A 17,590-nucleotide genomic window follows, 5' to 3' on the forward strand; every position below is an offset into this window, starting at 1 on the left:
CGCAGAGCCGGTGCGCGGGTTCACCTTCGGCCGGCGGTTCGCCGCGCGAGGTGTTCGAGCACACCCCTGCGCAGCACTATCACCAAGGGGCGCTTCAGCATTCGTTCGGCGCGGGTACACCGCGCAGGCGTTCGTCCAGCCACAGCAGCGACTCCGGGTACCCCACCGCCGCCGCGATGATGTGCTCGCCGAACACGCTGCGGTACACCGCCCGCGCGCCGAGCGCGCACTGTTCGTCGTAGAGGTCCCGCGCGCCCTGCTCGGGCACCCAGAACTCCTGCGCGCCGTGGTAGATGTACAGCGGCACGGGCGACGCCCGGCCCGCCATGCGCGTGACGCGGTAGATCTCCTGCGCGAAGGGACTGTGCAGTGGATCGGGGAAGTTCGCGGCGACGTCGATGGGCAGGTGCAGCACCCCGGGCAGCGCGAACGTGTCCACGCACCAGTCCTTGACGAACGAGGTCGTCACCCAGCGCGCCAGATTGTTCATGCGGGCCAGGATGTCCGGGCGTTCGCGGCCGACGGCGAAGGTCGCGGCCATGAAGATGCCCGAGGCCAGATTCGCGTTCATGCTGCGCGCGAGCAACTCGTAGTCGGCGGGCACCCCGCCCAGCGCCGCGCCCGCCACCACGTCGGTGAGTTCGGGCGCGTACTCCGCCAGGAGTTTGACCGCGCCCTTGGTGGCGATCGCGCCGCCGGAGTAGCCGACCATCCCGAAACGGCTGTCGCCGAACTCGTTCGGCAGCGCCCCGCGCACCGCCCGGATGCCGTCCAGGATGGCGTGCCCGGCCACGTACGGCTCCGCGTAGGCCATCCGCGGGCCCTCGTGATCGGGCAGCAGGACCGCGTACCCGCGCAGCAGGGCCAGCTGGGTGGTCGGGGGCAGATACTCGGTCAGATTGGTGTTGAGCGAAATACCGTGCGCCAGGGTGTAACTCGGATTGCACGCGCGACCCAGTGCGTTGATGGGCAGGTTGTTCACCAGCACCGGCCGCCCGCCGGACCCGGTCCACTCCCCCGCCGGGATCGCCAGCGAGGCCACCGCGTAGGAGGCCGCGCCATGTGCGTCGGTGGTGCGGTACTTGAACTGCACGACCTGCCGCACGGGCGTCAGCAGCGTGAGGGCGCCGACCGCGCTCACGTCGCGCGACGCGACGACCTGTCCGGGCGCCAGCCCGTCCAACTCCGCGGGCCACTCGTCCAGGAAGGCGTCACCGACGGGCGTGGGCATGGTCGCCGCGCGCAGCGCCGCCAATTCCGGTGTGAGAGAGTCGCCGTCGACCAGCGGGGTGTCCGGGGCCGCCGGCAGCGCGGGCGCGGGCAGGACGGCGTCGATCCACTGCTGCACCGCGGGCAGCGGGTCGAAGCCGAAGCCGTTCACCTCGGCGGGCCCGCCCGGGACCGGCGGCTCGGCGTTCGCGGTTCCGGCGACGCAGCCGAGCAGCAGTGCGGCGGCGAGGATTCGGGACAGACCCAGGGCGATTCTCGACGAAGAACGCGGCACGGCAACCCCCAGGCGATCCAGAACTCGGCGGTAACCGCAACCTTAAACCGCCGCTCTCCGTGGGGTATTCGACGTAGTCCGTTCGACGCGGCATCGAGACCGGTCCGTGCCGAACCGGCGCCGCGGATCAGTCCCGATCCTCGTATTCCCCGCGGCGGCGGCTGAATTCCACCACCGTCGGGAAGCCTCCGGCGACCACGTCGAAGGATTCGGTGCGCACACCGATGGTCTCGGTGAGGGTCTTCAGCACGTGCCAGCCGAAGCCGCCCTCGTCGAGGGCGTCCGGTTCGGCCACCACGGTTCCCACCCGGATCCGCATGCGGTTGTCGTCGTAGGCGAAGTCGCACTCGATCACGCCGCTCGGTACCGAGCCCAGGATCAGCGCGGTGGCCACCTCGTCCAGCGCGACCCGGATGTCGGTCACCTCGTCGAGGGCGAAATCGCCTATCAGAGCCACTGTTTCGGCCAGCGCGCGCAGCATGGTCAGCTGCGCCAGTTCGGCGGGGACGCGCACGCCGATCACATCCGCCGCGGCCGCCGATCGAGAGGTCCCATCCCGCATACGCCGCTCCGCCCGTCCGCCGCCGCGCCGTGCCGATGGAACGCGCCGCGCCCGGCCATTGTTCGATCCATTCGCCTGATGCATATTCTCGAACACTCACTCGCCTGACGGATGTCGATCGCGCGGTCTGCCGGCGGATCCGAGCGCCCGGCACGTGTCATTGACCGACGTACCCCCGGCGGTCGCGCCGAAACCCGCGTACCGCCGTCTCATTCCGCGTCGAACCGCGTGTGCACGGTGAGCAGCAGGTGATCGAACCTGCTGCGCAGCTGCACGGTCGTTCCGCCCAGTTCGGCGAATCCGGCGACCAGATGTCCCGACAGCGTGCGAAGTTTCGTGTTGGTCTCCTGAGAACGCCAGGTCAGCACCCGGAAGGCCTGCTCGGCGCTGATGCCGTAGACGAGCATGAGCGCGCCCTTGGCCTGTTCGATGACCGCCCGGGCCTGGTACAGCTCGGGCAGGGTGTCGTCCAGCGTCTCCTGCCGGTGCTCGGCCAGGGTGTCGGTGACATCGATGTAGTACCCCGAGGTGCCGGCGACCCGGTTGTCCTCGTCGAGCATGTGATCGCCCACGACGAGGACGTGGTGCACCGCCCCGGCCGTGTCCACGATGCGATGCCGGCTGCAGAACGGCTCCCCGCTCTCCACCGACCGGGCCAGCGAGCTGGCGAACAGCGCTCGATCGTCGGGGTGTTTGTGGGTGAGCAGCAACTGGGTGGTCGGCTGCACCGTGCCGGGCGCGTAGCCGTGCATGGCGGCCACCTCGTCGGACCACTCCCACCGCTGTTCGGCGGACCAGAACCGGAAGCTGCCGACCGCCTGCGGCCGGCCCGAGCCGATCACCTCATCGAGCCCAGGGCCCTGTTCGGAAGTCTCACCGTCGAGCATCACCACCCGAGTATCCGCTGCCGGCCGCTCGCCCGGGCGTGGATCAGATGCGCGAGGCCATCACCGCGTCCAGCTGGGCGCTGCTGATCTGCCGGCCCGCGTTGGACACCGAGGTGACCATGCAGTTCCCGAACGAGCCGAGGCGATCGAACAGGGTCGCCACACCGACGGCCATACCGCGCTCGCTGAAGTGACTGTCGGCCTCGACGCCGATCTCGTAGCCCTGCGGCATGCGCGCGATCGCCAGCGTCATATCGGTATTGATGAAGCCGATGCCGCCGTCACCCCAGTTGGTCATCATGCTGGTCGCCTCGGCGACGAGCGCGACCCGCTGGAACGGGGAGAGCTCTTCGCCGGTCACCACCCGAATCGGGTTCTGCCAGGTGCGCTTCCGCGCGTTGTTCTCGTGCTGGGTCGGCACCGAGGACCAGTCGTCCTGGGTCGCGGCGCTGCTGAAGAGCGGGATCTTGGGTTCCGGGCTCGTGGGCGCGAGTTCGAGCGTCGGGGGCACCGGTTCACGCTCGCGGTGCCACAGCTCGCCCACGGGCTGTTCGGAGGGCCGCAACAGCACCGCCGAGGCGCGGGCGGCGATCGTGCCGTTCTGCATGACGTTCACGTCGGCGACCCGGATGCGGTTGCCGTCGCGCACCCGCACGGTGGGCAGCACGGTGTGTTCGAAGCGGGCGGCGCTGAACATGTCCACCGTCAGGCGCACCGGGGTGAATCCGTCGGTGGCGTGTTCGAGTTCGAGCTGCCGGGCCATGAGCCCGCACAGCGCGGGGCCGACGATCTGCGCGGCGCTCCACTGACTGGCCGCGAACCGGGTCGGCTCGAAGCCGTCGCCCACCACATCGAAATACGCCGGGACGTCCACCACGGGTCCACCTGTCCTGTCCAGTACAGCTGATCGAATCACTGCTCCCAGACCTAACACACAGCTAGAACCCGTTTCAATACAAAGACCCGGCGCCGGCCGGTGGCATTTCCCACAGCGCGGACCAAACCGTCCGGCAGGTCCGGTGATTAGCGCTCGACGGGCCCGGGTAACCACATGCCATCGGCCCTGAGGTCCGGGGCGGAGAAGAGGTCAGTGATGATGCAGCCCGCACCCCTCGGCACTTCCCGCAGGCTGAATCGCACCGCGCAGGCCGGACACGGCGCCGCGCGGGCCGGACACCGGTTCATCGAATCCGATCGCGGCGCCCGCACTTCCCCGGCGGTGCCCCTTGCCGAAGTGCGGACGCTGCCCGGCCTGGCCCTCACCGCCCTGGCCCTCATCGCCGCGGCGCTCACGGCGACCGCCGCGGGCCACGGCTGGTCGGACGGAGTGCTCGTGGGCGCGGTGGCGGCCGTGGTGTTCCTCGGGGCGGGAATCGTCCTGCTGGTGACCGAACACGGCAGGGCGGTCCGGCCGGAGCCCGGCGACGAGTAGGAAGGGGCGCCGCGGCGTCCCGCTTCGACCTCCGGAACCGGCTCGGGACAAACAATTTTCGAGCCGGGAAACATCTTCGCATCGGTGTGCAATCCCGTTGGCGGGGACCAGAATCCCTCCAGTTCATCGACGTGCCGGATGTCGATCTCGAATCACCGGCGAAAAAGTCTGATCTGACCAGTATTTTCGTTCAGAAATACTCCTGACCGCACCATCCGGGCACTCCCGGCGGGCTCGCAGCGCAAACTCTTGGCATCCCGAAATCGTTGCCGGACCTGCGAATTCGAGGTTGCAGATGTACTTGCATCTGCGCGGAGCACGGTCATAGACTCGGGGTGTAAGGCACCGTAGGGGATAACCAGGGAGCCGAACGGTAAATCACCGGCGATTCCGCGCCACAGGTTTGCCGACGGCTTGGCATCAGGGGCGTTCTAATGAACCAGCCAATCAACCTCAGCCGACTCGGGTTCGCCGAAAGGAATCAGCCGGCGCACACCTATTCACGCGAGACGGCGACCGCATTCGTAATCGGGCAGGTCGAATCCACCGGAGCGGCCACTCGGTACGATTTCGATATCGACCGAATAGTCACCACCGCGCACGCGATGGTGAACGACTGGGATCTGCATTCCTTGCAGCGCGACGCGTTCTGGCGCATCGCGTCCAGTTTCATCAGGCAGTGATCTGAACTGCACTGCACGGCCTGACCGGGGCCCCGCGAGGGGCCCCGCCAGCATGTGTACACCCGGTGCACCGGTGGGCATACGCGCACCACGAAGTTGCGCCGACGCCGTTGCCGCGTCGTACGCTCACCCGCTATTCCACTGTCTACCCCGGCCTCACAGCGCCGCAGGATACCTCGATCCGCGTGCCGGCCAGCCGTTTTCGCGCACCACAACAGGCCCGTTCACAGAACGGGCCCATCAGACTCAGAGCGAGTCGGCGATCTCCCGCAGGAATTCGCGCGAACGCTCCGGCGGCTCGGCCTGCACACTCAGCTGGTCCATGACCTGCCGGTAGAGCTCGAGATCCTCCCGGCGATCCAGGTACAGCGCGCTCGTCAGCTGCTCCAGATACACGATGTCGGGCAGTTCGGCCTCGGCGAAGCGCAGCATGGTGAACGAACTGCCCGCCGCCGCATGGCCACCCGCCGCGTACGGCAGGACCTGAATCGTCACGTTGGGCAGCAACGAGATCTCGTGGAGATACTCGAGCTGCCCACGCATGACACTGGGGCCGCCCACCGGACGCCGCAGCACCGACTCGTCCAATACCGCCCAGAACGTCGGCGCGCCTTCGCGCGTCAGCAGTTCCTGACGGTGCCTGCGCAGCGATACGCGTCGCTCGCCGTCCTCGTCGTGCCCGAGAGCGACGACGGAGCGCGCGTAATCGGCGGTCTGCAGCAGGCCCGGAATGAGCTGGCCTTCGTACGTCCGAATGGACTTGGCGGCATGTTCCAGACCCAGGTAGGTCTCGAACCAGGACGGCAGCAAATCGCTGTAGCGGTGCCACCAGCCCGGCTGGTTCGCCTTGCGTACGAGATCCAAGAACTGTTCGAGCTCACCGGGATCGCTGACGCCGTAGAGGCTCAGCAGATCCCGGATGTCCCGCTCCTTGAATCCGGTTCGCCCGAGTTCCAGGCGACTTATCTTGGCGTGGGAGCCGCGGATGTGTTCACCGGCGGCCTCCCGGGTGATCTTGTTCTCTTCCCTCAGTTTCCGTAGCTGCCCGCCCACCGCAATACGGAGTGCGGTCGGGCCGCGTTCGGCGACAGCGGAATTCACCCGACCGTGGGGAACGGGTTCAGCGATCATGAGGTCCACTCCGATGCTCGGGATTGCCGGCAGTGGACACAACAGCAGCGTCGCGAACCACCGCGCCGATTGCCAATGCTACCGCTCAGAACGCCAGATCGTCGAACTCTCCGCTCTTGGCGCCCAGGATGAAGCATTCGATCTCGGGGCGGGTGTAGACGAGCACCGAACCGTGGGGGTCCCGCGAGTTGCGCATGGCCACTCCACCGTCCGACAGCTGCGCCAGCTCCACGCAGTTACCGCTCGGATTACTGAAAGTGCTCTTGCGCCAAGACAGTTCCGCCGGGTCGAACGGGGCTGCGGATGTATCGGTCATCTCAGACTCCTATGCCGGTACCGCCCGTAGGCGGTGGTCCAGTAAGTGCAAATGTTCGAGCAAATGTTCTTACAGTTGCAACCGCAAGACGAACGATAGCACGCAGGTAGCCCCGCATCGATGGCTCTGCGCAGGCTGATCCTTTGCAACACAACAGCATTGATCTTGGTGTCGGTTTTGCCGCTGCGAAGTTGCGAAGATTTCCCGGCGTTACATACCGGTCGGTACCGTAACTCACCATCCGCGCGGATAGCGCCAACCCTCAGGTCAACACTTGGCGAATCTTGTACTGTCACTGGGCATATCCCCCAGCGAACGTGCTGAGCACACCTGTCGAGGAGCCGCCATGTCCGACGTACAACATCCGGCTATCCGCACCGATGTCCCGCACTCCGCGCGGATCTGGAACTACTGGCTGGGTGGTAAGGACAACTACGAGATCGATCGCACGGTCGGGGACGCGAGCCTGGCCATCGACCCCGACATCCGCACCATGGCGGTGGAATCGCGGCAGTTCCTGATTCGCGCCGTGCGTACGCTCGCGGGCGAACTGGGGGTGCGCCAGTTCCTCGACATCGGCAGCGGACTGCCGGTTACCCAGAACACCCACGAGATCGCGCAGGAGATGAATCCGCGGTCAAGGGTGGTCTACGTGGACAACGATCCGCTCGTGCTCGCGCACGGCCGGGCACTGCTCAGCAGCGGGGCCGAGGGCGCTATCACCTTCTCGGAGCATGACTTCCACGAACCTGACCAAATTGTCGCGGATGCCCGAAAAGTCCTGGATTTCGGCGAGCCGATCGCCGTGATGTTCATGGGGGTGCTCGGTCACGCCCGCGGCGCGGGCGACCTCGAGCGCATCGTCGGCGCCCTCATGGCGCAGCTGCCGGCCGGCAGCTACCTCGCGCTGTGGGACGGCACCACCGACAGCGACGCGTACGTGAAGCTGTGGCAGGAATACGGCAAGTCCGGTGGCGTGCCGTACATCCCGAGACCCAAGGAACAGTTGCTGGCCGCGTTCGAGGGGCTGCGACTGCTCGCGCCCGGCTTCGTCCCGATCTCCCGGTGGGGCATCGAACCGGCCGCGGCGGAGTTCGCTCCGGACATATCGGCCTACGGGGGCCTGGCGCGTAAACCCTGACGCCACAACAACACCGAATGGGACGGAAGACTCTCGACACGTCGTGTCGAACGTGCAGATGCACTTGCATCTGCACGATTCACGCCCCTACACTCGGTTAACCAATTCCACCCTCGGCCAGAGGCATCCCATGACACAGATGCTCGCCCCCAGCACCGAACTCTCCGGTGACGATTGCGACGTAGAACCGCGCGGCCTCAGTTATCGCCGGGCCCGCACCATATTGCACGCGCACGATCAGCACTTCGCCTGTCGGCAGTATCTGGCCGCCATCGCGTATCTCTCCGCGGACAACGACGTCGACTGAAACCCGGTCCCCGCGCGGGGGTTCGGCGCGCTCGCCCCGGTGAGCGTACACACCCCCGCGAGTCAGGTTTCGTGCGCCCCTGCGGTGCAGCGGCTCCCGTTCCACCCTTGCGTTCTCGCCTTGCAAGACACAGCATTAGGCGGGTACTCCGGATAGGGAACTGCCGTCACGTGGAAGAGCGCCGAGATGATTCTGACTGCCGCCCACGATTTGCTGGCCACTGGAGCGTCATTGGCCCAAGTCTTCGATCCGACCCCGGAAACCCCGCCGGCCGCCGACAAGCTGCTGCGCCTGGTCCGCTACTTCACCTGGTTCGTCCTGCTCTCGGGCACGATCGCCATCATCTACGCCGGCGGCCGCTTCGCCTGGGAGAAATGGAGCGGCGGCGCGCTGCAGTCACCCAAGCAGATCGCGGGGGCGCTCGTGGGCGGCGTGATCGCCACCAGTGCGGGCACCATCATGAATGCCGTTATCGGGCAATAGCGCCGCGCGTGCGGCCCGGCCGATCCCCCGGCCGGGCCCTCGACCACGGTGCTGGCGCGCCGGCGCCGTCGTCTCAGACAAGCCCGGCGAACCGGGCCGTACCCCGGATCAGGCCGTGGCGGCGTGCGCGGGCTCGGCGCCGATGCCGGTGACGCCCGCACCCGCGGCATCCGCGGATTCGTCCAGGGCACCGACCATTTCCTCGAATCGGGCCACCACCTTCTGGTGGTACAGCCCGAACAGGTCCTCGAACAGCGCGAGCTGCGCCTCGCTCGGTCCGCCCTCGGATTCCCAGACGGCGATGAGCGCGCGCCACACCAGCACGTGCAGGTCCGGGGAGACCGCGAAATAGGCCCGAACCGCTTCGGGCACCTCGAGAATCATCTCGCCGATGGAGTTGAGCACCGCGCGCTGCATGTTGTGCCCGAGCGCGGTGAGCAGCCGCCGCAGCAGCCCGAGCTCGATGCGCAGCATCCGGTACGGGTCCGGATCGGCGCCGCGCGCAAGGGTTTCCAGCTCGTCGACCTCGGCCTTGAAGACCGCCGGATCGATGGCTCGATCACTGCCGGTGTAGGCGAGCAGCGCCTCCAGGGCGATGCCGCGCTCCTCCTCGACGATGTTGCCGAACATCTCGGCGGCGATCTCGGGGTTCGGCATCGAGAGCCGGAACAACCGCCGGTACACGTCCACGCCGCCCTCGGCGCGCACGTCCCGGATGACGAAACCCTTACCGCGATGGGCGTCCACGAATCCGTACGATTCCAGCCGTCCCAGAATCAATTGCGCCGTCGCACGATTCAGATCGAACTCGTCGGCGACCTGCCGAACGGACGGCATCAGACCACCGGGGGCGTACTCTCCCGCTGCGACCCGCCGCGCCAGTTCGTCGGCGACGTCAGCGACGACCGTCCGGTCTCCCATCGTGTCACCTCTCCAGAGCTCAGTACACGTCCCAGACAGTGTAGGTGTTTATTCGGACAACTGCACAAGTCTGGGAATTCACGTGATCTATTCGGCGAGCAACTGTGCGATGGTCACAAATTCATAGCCTCGCGAGCGCAGTTCCGCGGCGATCGGGCCGATGGCCGCGCGCGAGGCAGCGCCGGATTCGTACATGCCGTGCAGCAGGATGATCGAGCCCGGGCGCACCTGGGACACGGTCTCGGACACGATGTCCGCGGTGGTGGGATGCTTACCGGAATCGGGTTCCACGTCCCACATGACGGTGGTCCGGTCGTGGTCCGAGAGATAGCGCGGCAGCCCGATGAGCTTCTTGCCGTAGGGCGGGCGGACCGTGACGACGCCGCGGTAGCCGGTCTTCGCGATCTCGGCGTCGGTGCGCTCGATCTCCTCGCGCACGGTATCGGCGCCGACCAGGATCATGCGGCGGTGGGTGTAGGTGTGGTTGCCGATCTCGTGGCCCGCCCGGGCGATGGCCGCGCCCTGGTCGGGGTTGGCCGCCAGGTCCCGGCCGACGAGATAGAAGGTCGCCGGAATTCCGGCGTCGGCAAGGGCTTTCAGGATCTCGGGCGTGTACTCGGTGGGACCGTCGTCCAGGGTCAGCGCGACCACCTTGCGCTCGGTGTCCACGCGCGGGACGATCCGGCCGGCGAGCTGGAAGCCGCGTGAGTTCATCAGCACGTACAGCCCGGCGGCCACCACCAGCGCCACGACCCCGGTCAGGGCCGCGCCGATCAGCAGCCTGCGTTTCGTCATCGCTACCCGTCCAACTCCGCGTCCACCCGCGCCAGGTTCGCGCCCCAGCGGTCCGACCACTTCCACAGCGCCTCGAGCGCCAGCCCGAGTTCGATTCCCGCGGTGGTCAATTCATACGACTTGTCCGGCTTCTTGGCTACCACACCGGCTTCCTGCAGGCGCTGCATGCGGACCGAGAGCATGCTCGACGAGCAATTTCCCATGCGCCGGCGCAACTCCAGGAAGCCGAGCGGGCCCGGCTCGAGTTCCCAGATCACGCGCAACATCCACCGCTGACCGAGCAGGTCCATGGCGGCGAGCACGGGGCCGTCCGCGGACTCGGCGCGGCTGTTGGACGAGGCGGGGTGGCTTGCGCTTCTCATTTCGAACCACCATATTGGTTCTAAATCAGAAGCAATCATCGGGGCCGGAGGTCAGTGCGTGGAATCGACGGGGAATGCGGCGGGCGCGCCGGGCGGGCGACGGATCGTGCTGGTCACGGGCGCGTCGCGGGGAATCGGCGCGGAGACCGCCCGGGTGCTGGCGGCGCGCGGCGATCACGTGGTCGTCAACTACCGCGAGAAGCGCAGGCGCGCGGAGACCCTCGTGGCGGAGTCGCGGGCGGCGGGCGGCAGCGCGTCGGTGGCGGGCGCGGACATCACCGACCCGGACAGTGCCCGCGCACTCATCGACAATGTGGTGGCGGAGTTCGGCCGGTTGGACGTGCTGGTGCTCAACGCCTCCGGCGGCCTCGAACGCGAGGCCGCGCCCGGCTACGCCATGCTGCTGAACCGGGACGCGCAGGCCCGCCTGGCCACCCTCGCGCTGGCGCACCTGCCCGCGGGCGGCCACCTGGTCTTCGTCACCAGCCATCAGGCCCACTTCTCCCCCACCCGTCCCGTCCCGGCGGGGTACGAGCCGATCGCGGCGAGCAAACGCGCGGGCGAGGACGCCCTGCGCGCGATGGTCCCCGAATTCGAGCGGCGCGCAGTGGGTTTCACCGTCGTCTCCGGCGACATGATCGACGGCACGATCATCGTCCGCCTCCTGGAACGCCGCGATCCCGACGCCGTGACCGCCCGCCGCGACCACGGCGCCCTGCCCACCGTCGAGGAGTTCGCGACCGCCGTCGCCGACGCGACCGTGGCCACGACCCCCACCGGCCACACCCACTACGTGGGCGGAGCGGACTTCCACCACGCTGCGGTGTGAACGAACGCCCGGCGCCCCTCCGCACCGGGCTGATCGGCGTCGATCTCGAGCCGGTCTCGCACACCCACGACCCAGCGTCAGTCGCGCTCGGACCGAGATCGGCGGCCGTAGGCGGGGCGTAGCGATCCTCCCGGCCCGACCGCCTGGATGCCATGTCGGACTCGTCGCGGACGCGGACCGGTTGGCGGGGCGTTGCCGCCGAGCGGCGTGGGACAGGGCATTCGTGCTGGTGGGCGGGGAAACGGGTTGGCCCGGGGGCGGTGGGCGTGCGAGCATCTCGGGATGCCGCACTGGGTCGAGGTTCTGCCTGCTTTCATGCTCGCCTGTCTGATGCTGGCCGCGCTGCCGGGGCCGGCGACCGCGCTGTTCCTGCAGCGGTCGGTGCGGGACGGGCGCAAGGCGGGGCTCGCGGCGGTGGTCGGCAACGAGATCGGCATGTTCAGCTGGACCCTCGCGGGCGGGCTCGGGTTGTCGGCGCTGCTGGTGGCCAACCGGGTCATGAACCAGGCGGTGCACATCCTGGGCGCGGTGGTGCTGATCTGGCTCGGCGTGCAGGCCTGGCGCGGCGCCCGGGGTAGGGGCGACGGGGACGATGTCTTCGGTGCGGCGCTGACCGCGGCGCTGCCCGGCGGGCGCACGCCCGGGGCGGCCTTCCGGGCCTCGTTGATCTCGATCGCCGCCAACCCGAAGGCGGCGGTGTTCGGCCTGACGATCCTGCCGCAGTTCCTCCCCGACGAGGGTCCGGTGCTGCCGACGGTGATCATCCTCGCGGTGATCCAGCTGGTCATCGACACTTCGTGGTGCGTGGGCGTGGTGCTGGCCGCCGACCGCGCCGGAAACTGGCTGCGCCGCACCGGCATTCGCCAACGGGTGGAGCGCACCCTGGCCGCGGTACTCGTCGGCCTGGGCATCGGTCTCGCGGCCGAGGCCCGCTGACCGAACCGGGCCGGTTCGCACGGATCGCCGCAGGCCCGGTCACATCAGAGGGAACTCGGCGACCGCGTCGGGCGGTGCACCGGGCCCAGCAGCACGGTCTCATTGCGGCGGAGGCCGGTCGTGCTTGCACAGCCGACCTGTCCTTCCGCTATCCGCGGCACGATCCTGCGCACAGTTGCCCAGGGGCGTGGCTTTCGGTGCGATCCCGAGCGCGTGGTCGACCATGCGCGCCCGGCGGGCTGGGAACCGCCGCGTCATCCGGCTGGTCGCTCCGGCACGTGCTGCTCGGTCGGCACGCGAGACATTCGAACCGGTCCCGGCCGTGACCGGGCGGCCGCGCGACGGCGTTCCCGCACCGTCCGGCCGGGGCTATGTTTGGGAGGGGGAGCGCTGGCAACTACCTGGCGAGGAGGTGTGGGGCGTGGTCAACGACGTGGAGAAGAAATGGAACGACCCGGGGGCGCTGCGCAGGGCCGGCCGGTACGTGCTCGGGGTGCTGATCGTCGCGGCGGTGTCGGCCGTGATCGTGCTGGTGTGGGCGGCGGCGCGGAACCAGTGCCTCGACGCCGACACGATGCTGTGTGACACGACCTCGCGGGTCATCGTGGGACTGGTGCCGGGCGGGGTGCTGCTGGCCGGAGGTATCGGGGCTTTCGTGATCACCATCAGGGAGTGGGCTGCGGGGCGAACCTGGCCCATCTGGCAGGGGGCCGGGTGGTTCCTGTTCGTTCTGATGACCGCCTACCTGACCATCGCGGGATCGGCACGCTGAGCGGCCGCTCATGTCGGGCAGCGGACCGGATCGCTCGCCGAGGCGTCGTGGTGGTCGAACGGGGTGCCGCGAATTCCGGCGCGGGCGGCCAGGAAGCGGGCGAGGCGAATATTGCGCTGCCAGAACGGGTCGTACCCGGCGGCGCGGCGGCCGGCGCGGGCGCGAGCGCCGGGGAGCCGGTCGTCGAGGGCGCGCAGGCGAACCGCCGTGGTCGCGGCGGTGGCGGTCAGGGCCGACCAGGGCCGGACCGGCACATCGCGTAACGGCGTGTCCGCCAGCAGCGTTCGCACCAGCGGTTCGCTGCTGTAGAAGGCGAAGGCCCCGAGCACCGGCGCGGTGCTCAGGCGGCGCAGGCGCGCGGCGGGGGTAGTACCGGCCAGGCGCCGAGTAGCCGCGCCCGCCATCCTCGCGGTCCAGTCCGGCGCGACACCGGCGGTCGCGACCATGTAGTCCACCATCTCCAGTCCCTCGGCGGCCGAACGCGGGATCAGCTCCTCCGCGACGCCGAACACGTGGGCGATGTACGCCCAGTAGTGCATGACGTCGTCGAGTTCTCCTGTCGTGCAGCGGCGTCCGTGCACGTGATCGAAGCAGATCGGGGTGAGCCCGAAGGTGACGGCCGCACCCATGGTGGTGGCGTTCGAGATGGGGCTCCCGTGCCCGGCGAAATGCGCGTCGCCCCACCGGCGCCGGAGCATGGCGCGGACCTGCGCGTGCATGAGGCGCACCCGGACGGTGTCGTGCAGGATCGGATTCCGGCGTTCGAGCGCGCCCGGCGCGGTGACGCTGCCGAACCAGACCGCGGATTCGAGATTGCGCCGGTAGGTGTCGTTCACGAACCGACCGGTGGCCCCGACGGCCGAGGCGACCTCCGCGCCGACGAAGGTACCCATGAAATCCTGCACGCCCATCGCCATCTTCCCGGCGGTGGAGACGTTGATCCAGCGCCGGCGCCCGCGTTCCCAGCGATCGGGGTCGAACCACGCGGGCGGGTCGTCGAGCCGGGCGATCACGCGCACCAGTTCCGGCGCCGGGTCGTCGACGCTGTCGATCCCGTGTGCCAGGGCCTGATCGAGCTGCCGTCGGCCGGCGGCGGTACCCACGCGGCGGAATGCGGCGACGAGCGCGTCCATCGGTTCGTCGCCCTGCCACAGGTGATCGGCCATGAGCCGGGTGCGCGGGGTGTCGGCGGGTTCGAGCCGGACATCGAGCCACGGCGACAGCATGGCCCGGCGCGGTGCGAACCACAGGTCGGACGGCACGGCCCGGGGCGGCGCGGGCCGCAGGGGCAGGCCCGGCCGGTAGTAGTAGTCGTAGGGGTGCGCTCCGGTCACGGGCGGGGAGTCGCTGTGCGGCACCATCGTTCAGAATCCTGTCAGCTGACGGAATGCGGTGATCGCGTCGCCGCCCGGGGCGTGGACGGGACAGTAGTGCTTGGGATCGCCTCGGTTCTCCGGTGCGGGCCAGAGCATTTCCGGCGCCTGCGGCGGGCCCAGGGTGGCGGGGCGTTTCCCGGCGACGCGGCGGCGCGCGGCCCGGATCCGCGGGAAGGAGTAGTTCACCGCGTCCGGGGTCACGCGGTGCATGGCGGACAGGAGCCGGCACAGCCGATCGAAGACCCACTGATCGCGGGCGGTCCAGCCGAATCCCATGGTCCGGCGGATCGCCGGATCGCACAGGCCGATCGTCACGAACCGCACCAGGCGCGCGCCCGGTGGACGAATCACGCGCTCCCACAGCGGATCCGGCAGGTGCCGCAGCACCGGGAACGGCGGCACCGGTGCGGCGCCGATGAGGTCGAACACATCCCGCGCGGCCCGGGTCGGTTCCAGGGTGTCCCGGCACATGTCCCGCCAATAGCGCTGGAACTCCGGCCAACTCGGCGGCACCACCCGCATGCTCATGCCGTAGTGCTCGTACCACCGGTAATGCTCACGCCAGAGTTGTTCGCGCTGTGCGCCACCGAGCCCGCCCATGAAGAGCTCGGCCGCGCGCAGGGTCTGCACGAAGAACACCGCGTGCGCCCAGTAGAAGGTCGCGGGATCGAGCGCGTGATACCGGCGGCCCCGGGCGTCGACGCCCTTGATGGCGCGGTGGTACCCGACGATCTCCCGCGCGGTCTCGCGCGCCCGCGGACCGTCGAACACGACCCCGACGATCGGGTACGCCGAGCGCAGCACCCGCTGATACGGTTCGCTCGCGATCTCGGAGTGGAACTCCACGCCCGCGCCCAGCCCGGGATGCATGTTCTGCACCATGCCCATGAAGAACCCGGTCGGGGCGTAATAGAGCGATCCGAAGATCTTCCAGGTCAACGATTCCGGGCCGAGGGCGATCGGTTCTCGCTCGCTGTCCGCGGCGGCATATGTCACCATGGCCACAGGCTGACACGAATATTTACTCGCGTTCAATTCGCGTTCCGAACCGCGACGGAAAAGACATGCCACCGAGACGACAGCTTCCGAAAACCCCTGCCGGCCAGCGCAGATCGCCGCGACAGGACCGCTCCCGGGCCATGGTCGCGCGCATCGTCGACGCCGCCGAGCGGGTGCTCATCGCCCACGGATACGACGGGGCCTCGACCAATCGCATCGCCGAGACCGCGGGCATCAGCCCGGGTTCGCTCTATCAGTACTTCCCGAACAAGGACGCGGTGGTCGCCGCGGTCATCGAGCGGTACACCGGCGCGGTTGCCGATCGCGTCCGGGCGCGGGTCATGGCGAATCTGACCGGCAGGCCGGAGATCGCTGTGCCGGAGACCATTTCCGAACTGCTAGACGCGCTCGGCACCGATCGCGAACTGCTGCGCGCGGTGGTCGAGCAGACCCCGCGCCTGTCCGGGGGCGCGACCGTGCTCGCGTTCGAACAGCAGATCGGCGAACTCGCCCGCCTCGCGCTGACCATGCGGTCACGCGCCATCCCCCGGTCCGTCGACTTCGACGCCACCGCCTGGATGCTCGTGCGCACGGTGGAGCACCTCACGATCCGGTACATTCTCGACGCCCCGCCGATCCCCCGCGAGCGCTTCCTGGCCGACATCACCCGCCTGATACTCAACTACTTCCACGAGCCGGCGCCGGGCGCGGATCGACCGCGAGCCGGACGCGAGTAGGCCGGAGCGCCCGGCGGATTCGTGATGTGGCCGGGGCGTGTCACCGCCCGGCGGACACGGGATCGGGCAGCGCCAGCAGCAGGTCCACCGCGCGGGCCGCGCTCTGGGCCGCGCTCTCCATGGTCGCGGACCAGTCGGTGCGGGTCCAATCGCCCGCCAGCACCAGGGTGGGCACCGAGGTGCGCTGCGCGGGCCGGAGCCCGTCGGTTCCCACCACCTGCGAGAACGTGGCGCGGGGCATCGGAACCACTTGCGCGTGCAGGACTTTCGCGTCCGCGGCGGCCGGGTAGTAGCGGCGCAGCAGCGCCATCTGCTCGTCCACCACCTCGTGGCTGGGTTTGTGGATCTGCGCGTAGGCCCCGCTCGTGGTCAGGCAGTACAGCCAGCCGTTCGCGGTGTCCCGGCCGTGCATGCGCTGGCGGTCGAAGACCTGATCGACGACCTCCGCGCCGCCGATGAGCGCCTCCATCGCACCCTCGGTGCCCAGCGGCCGGTCCAAGTACAGATTGGTGCTCACGATCGGGGTGAATCCCAATTTGTCGGCGGCGGCGTAGATCTCGTCGTGCTCGGGCAGCTCGTCCAGCAGCCCGCCGAGGGTGGAGTTGGGCACGGCGCAGACGACGGCGTCGGCGGGCACGGTGTCGCCGTCGGCCAGGAGGACACCGGTCACGGCGCCGTCGCGCACCAGGATGCGCCGGGCCACCGCCCGGTAGCGCACCTGTACGCCGGTGCGCTCGAAGAGGCGTTGCGCGCCGGTGACGAAAAGAGTGTCCAGATCGGTGGTCGTATAGCCGATGCTGACCGGCCGCCGATGCTTGACGCCCAGGCGAATTCCGGTCGCGAGCACATCGGCGAACACCTTGGCCGATTCCTGCCGGACGGGTTCGGCCGCGATGCCCAGGGCCAGCCAATCCCAGAGGGCCTCGCGGGCGGTCGCGGGCATGCCGACCCGCCGGAACCACTGGTCGGTGGTGAGTTCGGCGAGATCGGCGGGCTGGTTCAGGCATTGCCAGCCCAGGCGCGCGGTGGCGATCGCGGCGCGGGCCCGATCGGCGGCCGAGGCGTCGGGGTGCGCGCCCAGTAGCGAGCGCAGCGCGTGAAATCCCTTGGTGCCCATGATCGTGGTGCGCCCACCGGGCCAGCGCAGGACACCCCGGTGCGGGAACGCCACGTGGTCGCGAGTGCCGATGCTGCTCAGGTAGCGGAACAAGTGGTCGTATCCGCTGGCGATGACGTGCTGGCCGTTGTCCGGAACATCGTGCAGCTGAGAGACTTCCAGCGCGTGGGTGCGCCCGCCCAGCCTGCCCCGCCGCTCCAGCAGTGTCACCTGTTTGCCGGCCTCGGCCAGCCAGACGGCGGAGGCCAGGCCCGCGAGCCCGCCCCCGATCACCACGTACCGTCGCTGATCGTTCATGCG

The 17,590-nt window shown here is 69.0% G+C and carries 21 protein-coding genes; 9 read left to right on the forward strand and 12 right to left on the reverse strand.

Annotated elements, in window-relative coordinates; translation table 11 throughout:
* Positions 1 to 94: 94 nt before the first annotated feature.
* The 4 genes from ACWDOP_RS29145 to ACWDOP_RS29160 all read right to left on the reverse strand — a co-directional run bounded on the left by ACWDOP_RS29145 (position 95) and on the right by ACWDOP_RS29160 (position 3,830).
* Positions 95 to 1,504 (reverse strand): lipase family protein, encoded by a 1,410-nt coding sequence (locus tag ACWDOP_RS29145; protein ID WP_456347590.1) that lies wholly within the window; start codon positions 1,502 to 1,504, stop codon positions 95 to 97.
* A 127-nt stretch (positions 1,505 to 1,631) separates the two neighbouring features.
* The gene (locus tag ACWDOP_RS29150) at positions 1,632 to 2,066 is read right to left on the reverse strand and encodes an ATP-binding protein (RefSeq protein ID WP_456347591.1); all 435 of its coding nucleotides are present in this window, start codon (positions 2,064 to 2,066) and stop codon (positions 1,632 to 1,634) included.
* Between the two features lie 209 nt (positions 2,067 to 2,275).
* Positions 2,276 to 2,953: a PAS and ANTAR domain-containing protein gene (locus ACWDOP_RS29155; protein ID WP_456347647.1), complete on the reverse strand. Its 678-nt coding sequence runs from the start codon at positions 2,951 to 2,953 to the stop codon at positions 2,276 to 2,278.
* 43 nt (positions 2,954 to 2,996) lie between these two features.
* On the reverse strand, positions 2,997 to 3,830 hold the full coding sequence (locus ACWDOP_RS29160; RefSeq protein WP_456347592.1) for a thioesterase family protein: 834 nt from the start codon (positions 3,828 to 3,830) through the stop codon (positions 2,997 to 2,999).
* A 216-nt stretch (positions 3,831 to 4,046) separates the two neighbouring features.
* Here ACWDOP_RS29160 and ACWDOP_RS29165 point away from each other — a divergent pair, with 216 nt between their 5' ends.
* Both ACWDOP_RS29165 and ACWDOP_RS29170 read left to right on the forward strand, forming a co-directional pair.
* Positions 4,047 to 4,385 (forward strand): hypothetical protein, encoded by a 339-nt coding sequence (locus ACWDOP_RS29165; RefSeq protein ID WP_456347593.1) that lies wholly within the window; start codon positions 4,047 to 4,049, stop codon positions 4,383 to 4,385.
* A 434-nt stretch (positions 4,386 to 4,819) separates the two neighbouring features.
* Positions 4,820 to 5,068: a hypothetical protein gene (locus ACWDOP_RS29170; RefSeq protein WP_454200392.1), complete on the forward strand. Its 249-nt coding sequence runs from the start codon at positions 4,820 to 4,822 to the stop codon at positions 5,066 to 5,068.
* Positions 5,069 to 5,314: 246 nt separating this feature from the next.
* Here ACWDOP_RS29170 and ACWDOP_RS29175 read toward each other — a convergent pair whose 3' ends face one another.
* Both ACWDOP_RS29175 and ACWDOP_RS29180 read right to left on the reverse strand, forming a co-directional pair.
* Positions 5,315 to 6,199: a helix-turn-helix domain-containing protein gene (locus ACWDOP_RS29175; RefSeq protein WP_456347594.1), complete on the reverse strand. Its 885-nt coding sequence runs from the start codon at positions 6,197 to 6,199 to the stop codon at positions 5,315 to 5,317.
* Positions 6,200 to 6,284: 85 nt separating this feature from the next.
* Positions 6,285 to 6,515, reverse strand: coding sequence for a DUF397 domain-containing protein (locus ACWDOP_RS29180; protein WP_454200390.1), 231 nt, complete (start codon positions 6,513 to 6,515; stop codon positions 6,285 to 6,287).
* A 346-nt stretch (positions 6,516 to 6,861) separates the two neighbouring features.
* Here ACWDOP_RS29180 and ACWDOP_RS29185 point away from each other — a divergent pair, with 346 nt between their 5' ends.
* From ACWDOP_RS29185 to ACWDOP_RS29195, 3 genes are all read left to right on the forward strand, one after another.
* Positions 6,862 to 7,656, forward strand: coding sequence for an SAM-dependent methyltransferase (locus ACWDOP_RS29185; RefSeq protein WP_456347595.1), 795 nt, complete (start codon positions 6,862 to 6,864; stop codon positions 7,654 to 7,656).
* A gap of 130 nt (positions 7,657 to 7,786) precedes the next feature.
* On the forward strand, positions 7,787 to 7,963 hold the full coding sequence (locus ACWDOP_RS29190) for a hypothetical protein (protein ID WP_454200388.1): 177 nt from the start codon (positions 7,787 to 7,789) through the stop codon (positions 7,961 to 7,963).
* 186 nt (positions 7,964 to 8,149) lie between these two features.
* Positions 8,150 to 8,446: a hypothetical protein gene (locus ACWDOP_RS29195; RefSeq protein WP_354989620.1), complete on the forward strand. Its 297-nt coding sequence runs from the start codon at positions 8,150 to 8,152 to the stop codon at positions 8,444 to 8,446.
* A gap of 108 nt (positions 8,447 to 8,554) precedes the next feature.
* Here the strand turns inward: ACWDOP_RS29195 and ACWDOP_RS29200 are convergent, their stop codons facing one another.
* The 3 genes from ACWDOP_RS29200 to ACWDOP_RS29210 all read right to left on the reverse strand — a co-directional run bounded on the left by ACWDOP_RS29200 (position 8,555) and on the right by ACWDOP_RS29210 (position 10,524).
* The gene (locus ACWDOP_RS29200; protein WP_456347596.1) at positions 8,555 to 9,367 is read right to left on the reverse strand and encodes a GntR family transcriptional regulator; all 813 of its coding nucleotides are present in this window, start codon (positions 9,365 to 9,367) and stop codon (positions 8,555 to 8,557) included.
* An 87-nt stretch (positions 9,368 to 9,454) separates the two neighbouring features.
* Entirely contained in the window at positions 9,455 to 10,162 is a 708-nt protein-coding gene (locus ACWDOP_RS29205) for a polysaccharide deacetylase family protein (RefSeq protein WP_456347597.1), read from the reverse strand.
* 2 nt (positions 10,163 to 10,164) lie between these two features.
* A complete protein-coding gene (locus tag ACWDOP_RS29210) occupies positions 10,165 to 10,524 on the reverse strand; it encodes a winged helix-turn-helix transcriptional regulator (RefSeq protein ID WP_456347598.1) in 360 nt (119 codons plus the stop codon).
* A gap of 58 nt (positions 10,525 to 10,582) precedes the next feature.
* Between ACWDOP_RS29210 and ACWDOP_RS29215 the strand changes: the two genes are divergently transcribed.
* The 3 genes from ACWDOP_RS29215 (at position 10,583) to ACWDOP_RS29225 (ending at position 13,061) form a co-directional block, all read left to right on the forward strand.
* Positions 10,583 to 11,353 carry an SDR family oxidoreductase gene (locus ACWDOP_RS29215; RefSeq protein WP_456347599.1) on the forward strand — a complete coding sequence of 257 codons (771 nt, stop codon included), beginning with the start codon at positions 10,583 to 10,585 and terminating at the stop codon, positions 11,351 to 11,353.
* A gap of 282 nt (positions 11,354 to 11,635) precedes the next feature.
* Positions 11,636 to 12,289, forward strand: a complete 654-nt coding sequence (locus ACWDOP_RS29220; RefSeq protein WP_456347600.1) for a LysE family translocator — start codon at positions 11,636 to 11,638, stop codon at positions 12,287 to 12,289.
* 421 nt (positions 12,290 to 12,710) lie between these two features.
* Entirely contained in the window at positions 12,711 to 13,061 is a 351-nt protein-coding gene (locus ACWDOP_RS29225) for a hypothetical protein (RefSeq protein ID WP_456347601.1), read from the forward strand.
* An 8-nt stretch (positions 13,062 to 13,069) separates the two neighbouring features.
* Here the strand turns inward: ACWDOP_RS29225 and ACWDOP_RS29230 are convergent, their stop codons facing one another.
* Both ACWDOP_RS29230 and ACWDOP_RS29235 read right to left on the reverse strand, forming a co-directional pair.
* Entirely contained in the window at positions 13,070 to 14,422 is a 1,353-nt protein-coding gene (locus tag ACWDOP_RS29230) for an oxygenase MpaB family protein (protein WP_456347602.1), read from the reverse strand.
* 3 nt (positions 14,423 to 14,425) lie between these two features.
* Positions 14,426 to 15,436 carry an oxygenase MpaB family protein gene (locus ACWDOP_RS29235; protein WP_456347603.1) on the reverse strand — a complete coding sequence of 337 codons (1,011 nt, stop codon included), beginning with the start codon at positions 15,434 to 15,436 and terminating at the stop codon, positions 14,426 to 14,428.
* A gap of 140 nt (positions 15,437 to 15,576) precedes the next feature.
* Between ACWDOP_RS29235 and ACWDOP_RS29240 the strand changes: the two genes are divergently transcribed.
* Entirely contained in the window at positions 15,577 to 16,173 is a 597-nt protein-coding gene (locus ACWDOP_RS29240) for a TetR/AcrR family transcriptional regulator (protein WP_456347604.1), read from the forward strand.
* A 40-nt stretch (positions 16,174 to 16,213) separates the two neighbouring features.
* On the opposite strand, the gene ACWDOP_RS29245 is transcribed toward ACWDOP_RS29240, so the two are convergent.
* The gene (locus ACWDOP_RS29245) at positions 16,214 to 17,587 is read right to left on the reverse strand and encodes a hydroxysqualene dehydroxylase (RefSeq protein ID WP_456347605.1); all 1,374 of its coding nucleotides are present in this window, start codon (positions 17,585 to 17,587) and stop codon (positions 16,214 to 16,216) included.
* Positions 17,588 to 17,590 lie beyond the last annotated feature (3 nt).

It is taken from the genome of Nocardia sp. NPDC003693 (assembly GCF_053981095.1).

Excerpts from the sequence above, each read along its gene's own strand:
- ACWDOP_RS29150 (WP_456347591.1), bottom strand. The coding sequence starts at position 2,066 with ATGCGGGATGGGACCTCTCGATCGGCGGCCGCGGCGGATGTGATCGGC.
- ACWDOP_RS29165 (WP_456347593.1), top strand. The coding sequence starts at position 4,047 with ATGATGCAGCCCGCACCCCTCGGCACTTCCCGCAGGCTGAATCGCACC.
- ACWDOP_RS29205 (WP_456347597.1), bottom strand. The coding sequence starts at position 10,162 with ATGACGAAACGCAGGCTGCTGATCGGCGCGGCCCTGACCGGGGTCGTG.
- ACWDOP_RS29245 (WP_456347605.1), bottom strand. The coding sequence starts at position 17,587 with ATGAACGATCAGCGACGGTACGTGGTGATCGGGGGCGGGCTCGCGGGC.
- ACWDOP_RS29170 (WP_454200392.1), top strand. The coding sequence starts at position 4,820 with ATGAACCAGCCAATCAACCTCAGCCGACTCGGGTTCGCCGAAAGGAAT.
- ACWDOP_RS29230 (WP_456347602.1), bottom strand. The coding sequence starts at position 14,422 with ATGGTGCCGCACAGCGACTCCCCGCCCGTGACCGGAGCGCACCCCTAC.
- ACWDOP_RS29210 (WP_456347598.1), bottom strand. The coding sequence starts at position 10,524 with ATGAGAAGCGCAAGCCACCCCGCCTCGTCCAACAGCCGCGCCGAGTCC.
- ACWDOP_RS29240 (WP_456347604.1), top strand. The coding sequence starts at position 15,577 with ATGGTCGCGCGCATCGTCGACGCCGCCGAGCGGGTGCTCATCGCCCAC.
- ACWDOP_RS29200 (WP_456347596.1), bottom strand. The coding sequence starts at position 9,367 with ATGGGAGACCGGACGGTCGTCGCTGACGTCGCCGACGAACTGGCGCGG.
- ACWDOP_RS29190 (WP_454200388.1), top strand. The coding sequence starts at position 7,787 with ATGACACAGATGCTCGCCCCCAGCACCGAACTCTCCGGTGACGATTGC.
- ACWDOP_RS29235 (WP_456347603.1), bottom strand. The coding sequence starts at position 15,436 with ATGGTGACATATGCCGCCGCGGACAGCGAGCGAGAACCGATCGCCCTC.
- ACWDOP_RS29175 (WP_456347594.1), bottom strand. The coding sequence starts at position 6,199 with ATGATCGCTGAACCCGTTCCCCACGGTCGGGTGAATTCCGCTGTCGCC.
- ACWDOP_RS29180 (WP_454200390.1), bottom strand. The coding sequence starts at position 6,515 with ATGACCGATACATCCGCAGCCCCGTTCGACCCGGCGGAACTGTCTTGG.
- ACWDOP_RS29185 (WP_456347595.1), top strand. The coding sequence starts at position 6,862 with ATGTCCGACGTACAACATCCGGCTATCCGCACCGATGTCCCGCACTCC.
- ACWDOP_RS29195 (WP_354989620.1), top strand. The coding sequence starts at position 8,150 with ATGATTCTGACTGCCGCCCACGATTTGCTGGCCACTGGAGCGTCATTG.
- ACWDOP_RS29155 (WP_456347647.1), bottom strand. The coding sequence starts at position 2,953 with ATGCTCGACGGTGAGACTTCCGAACAGGGCCCTGGGCTCGATGAGGTG.
- ACWDOP_RS29220 (WP_456347600.1), top strand. The coding sequence starts at position 11,636 with ATGCCGCACTGGGTCGAGGTTCTGCCTGCTTTCATGCTCGCCTGTCTG.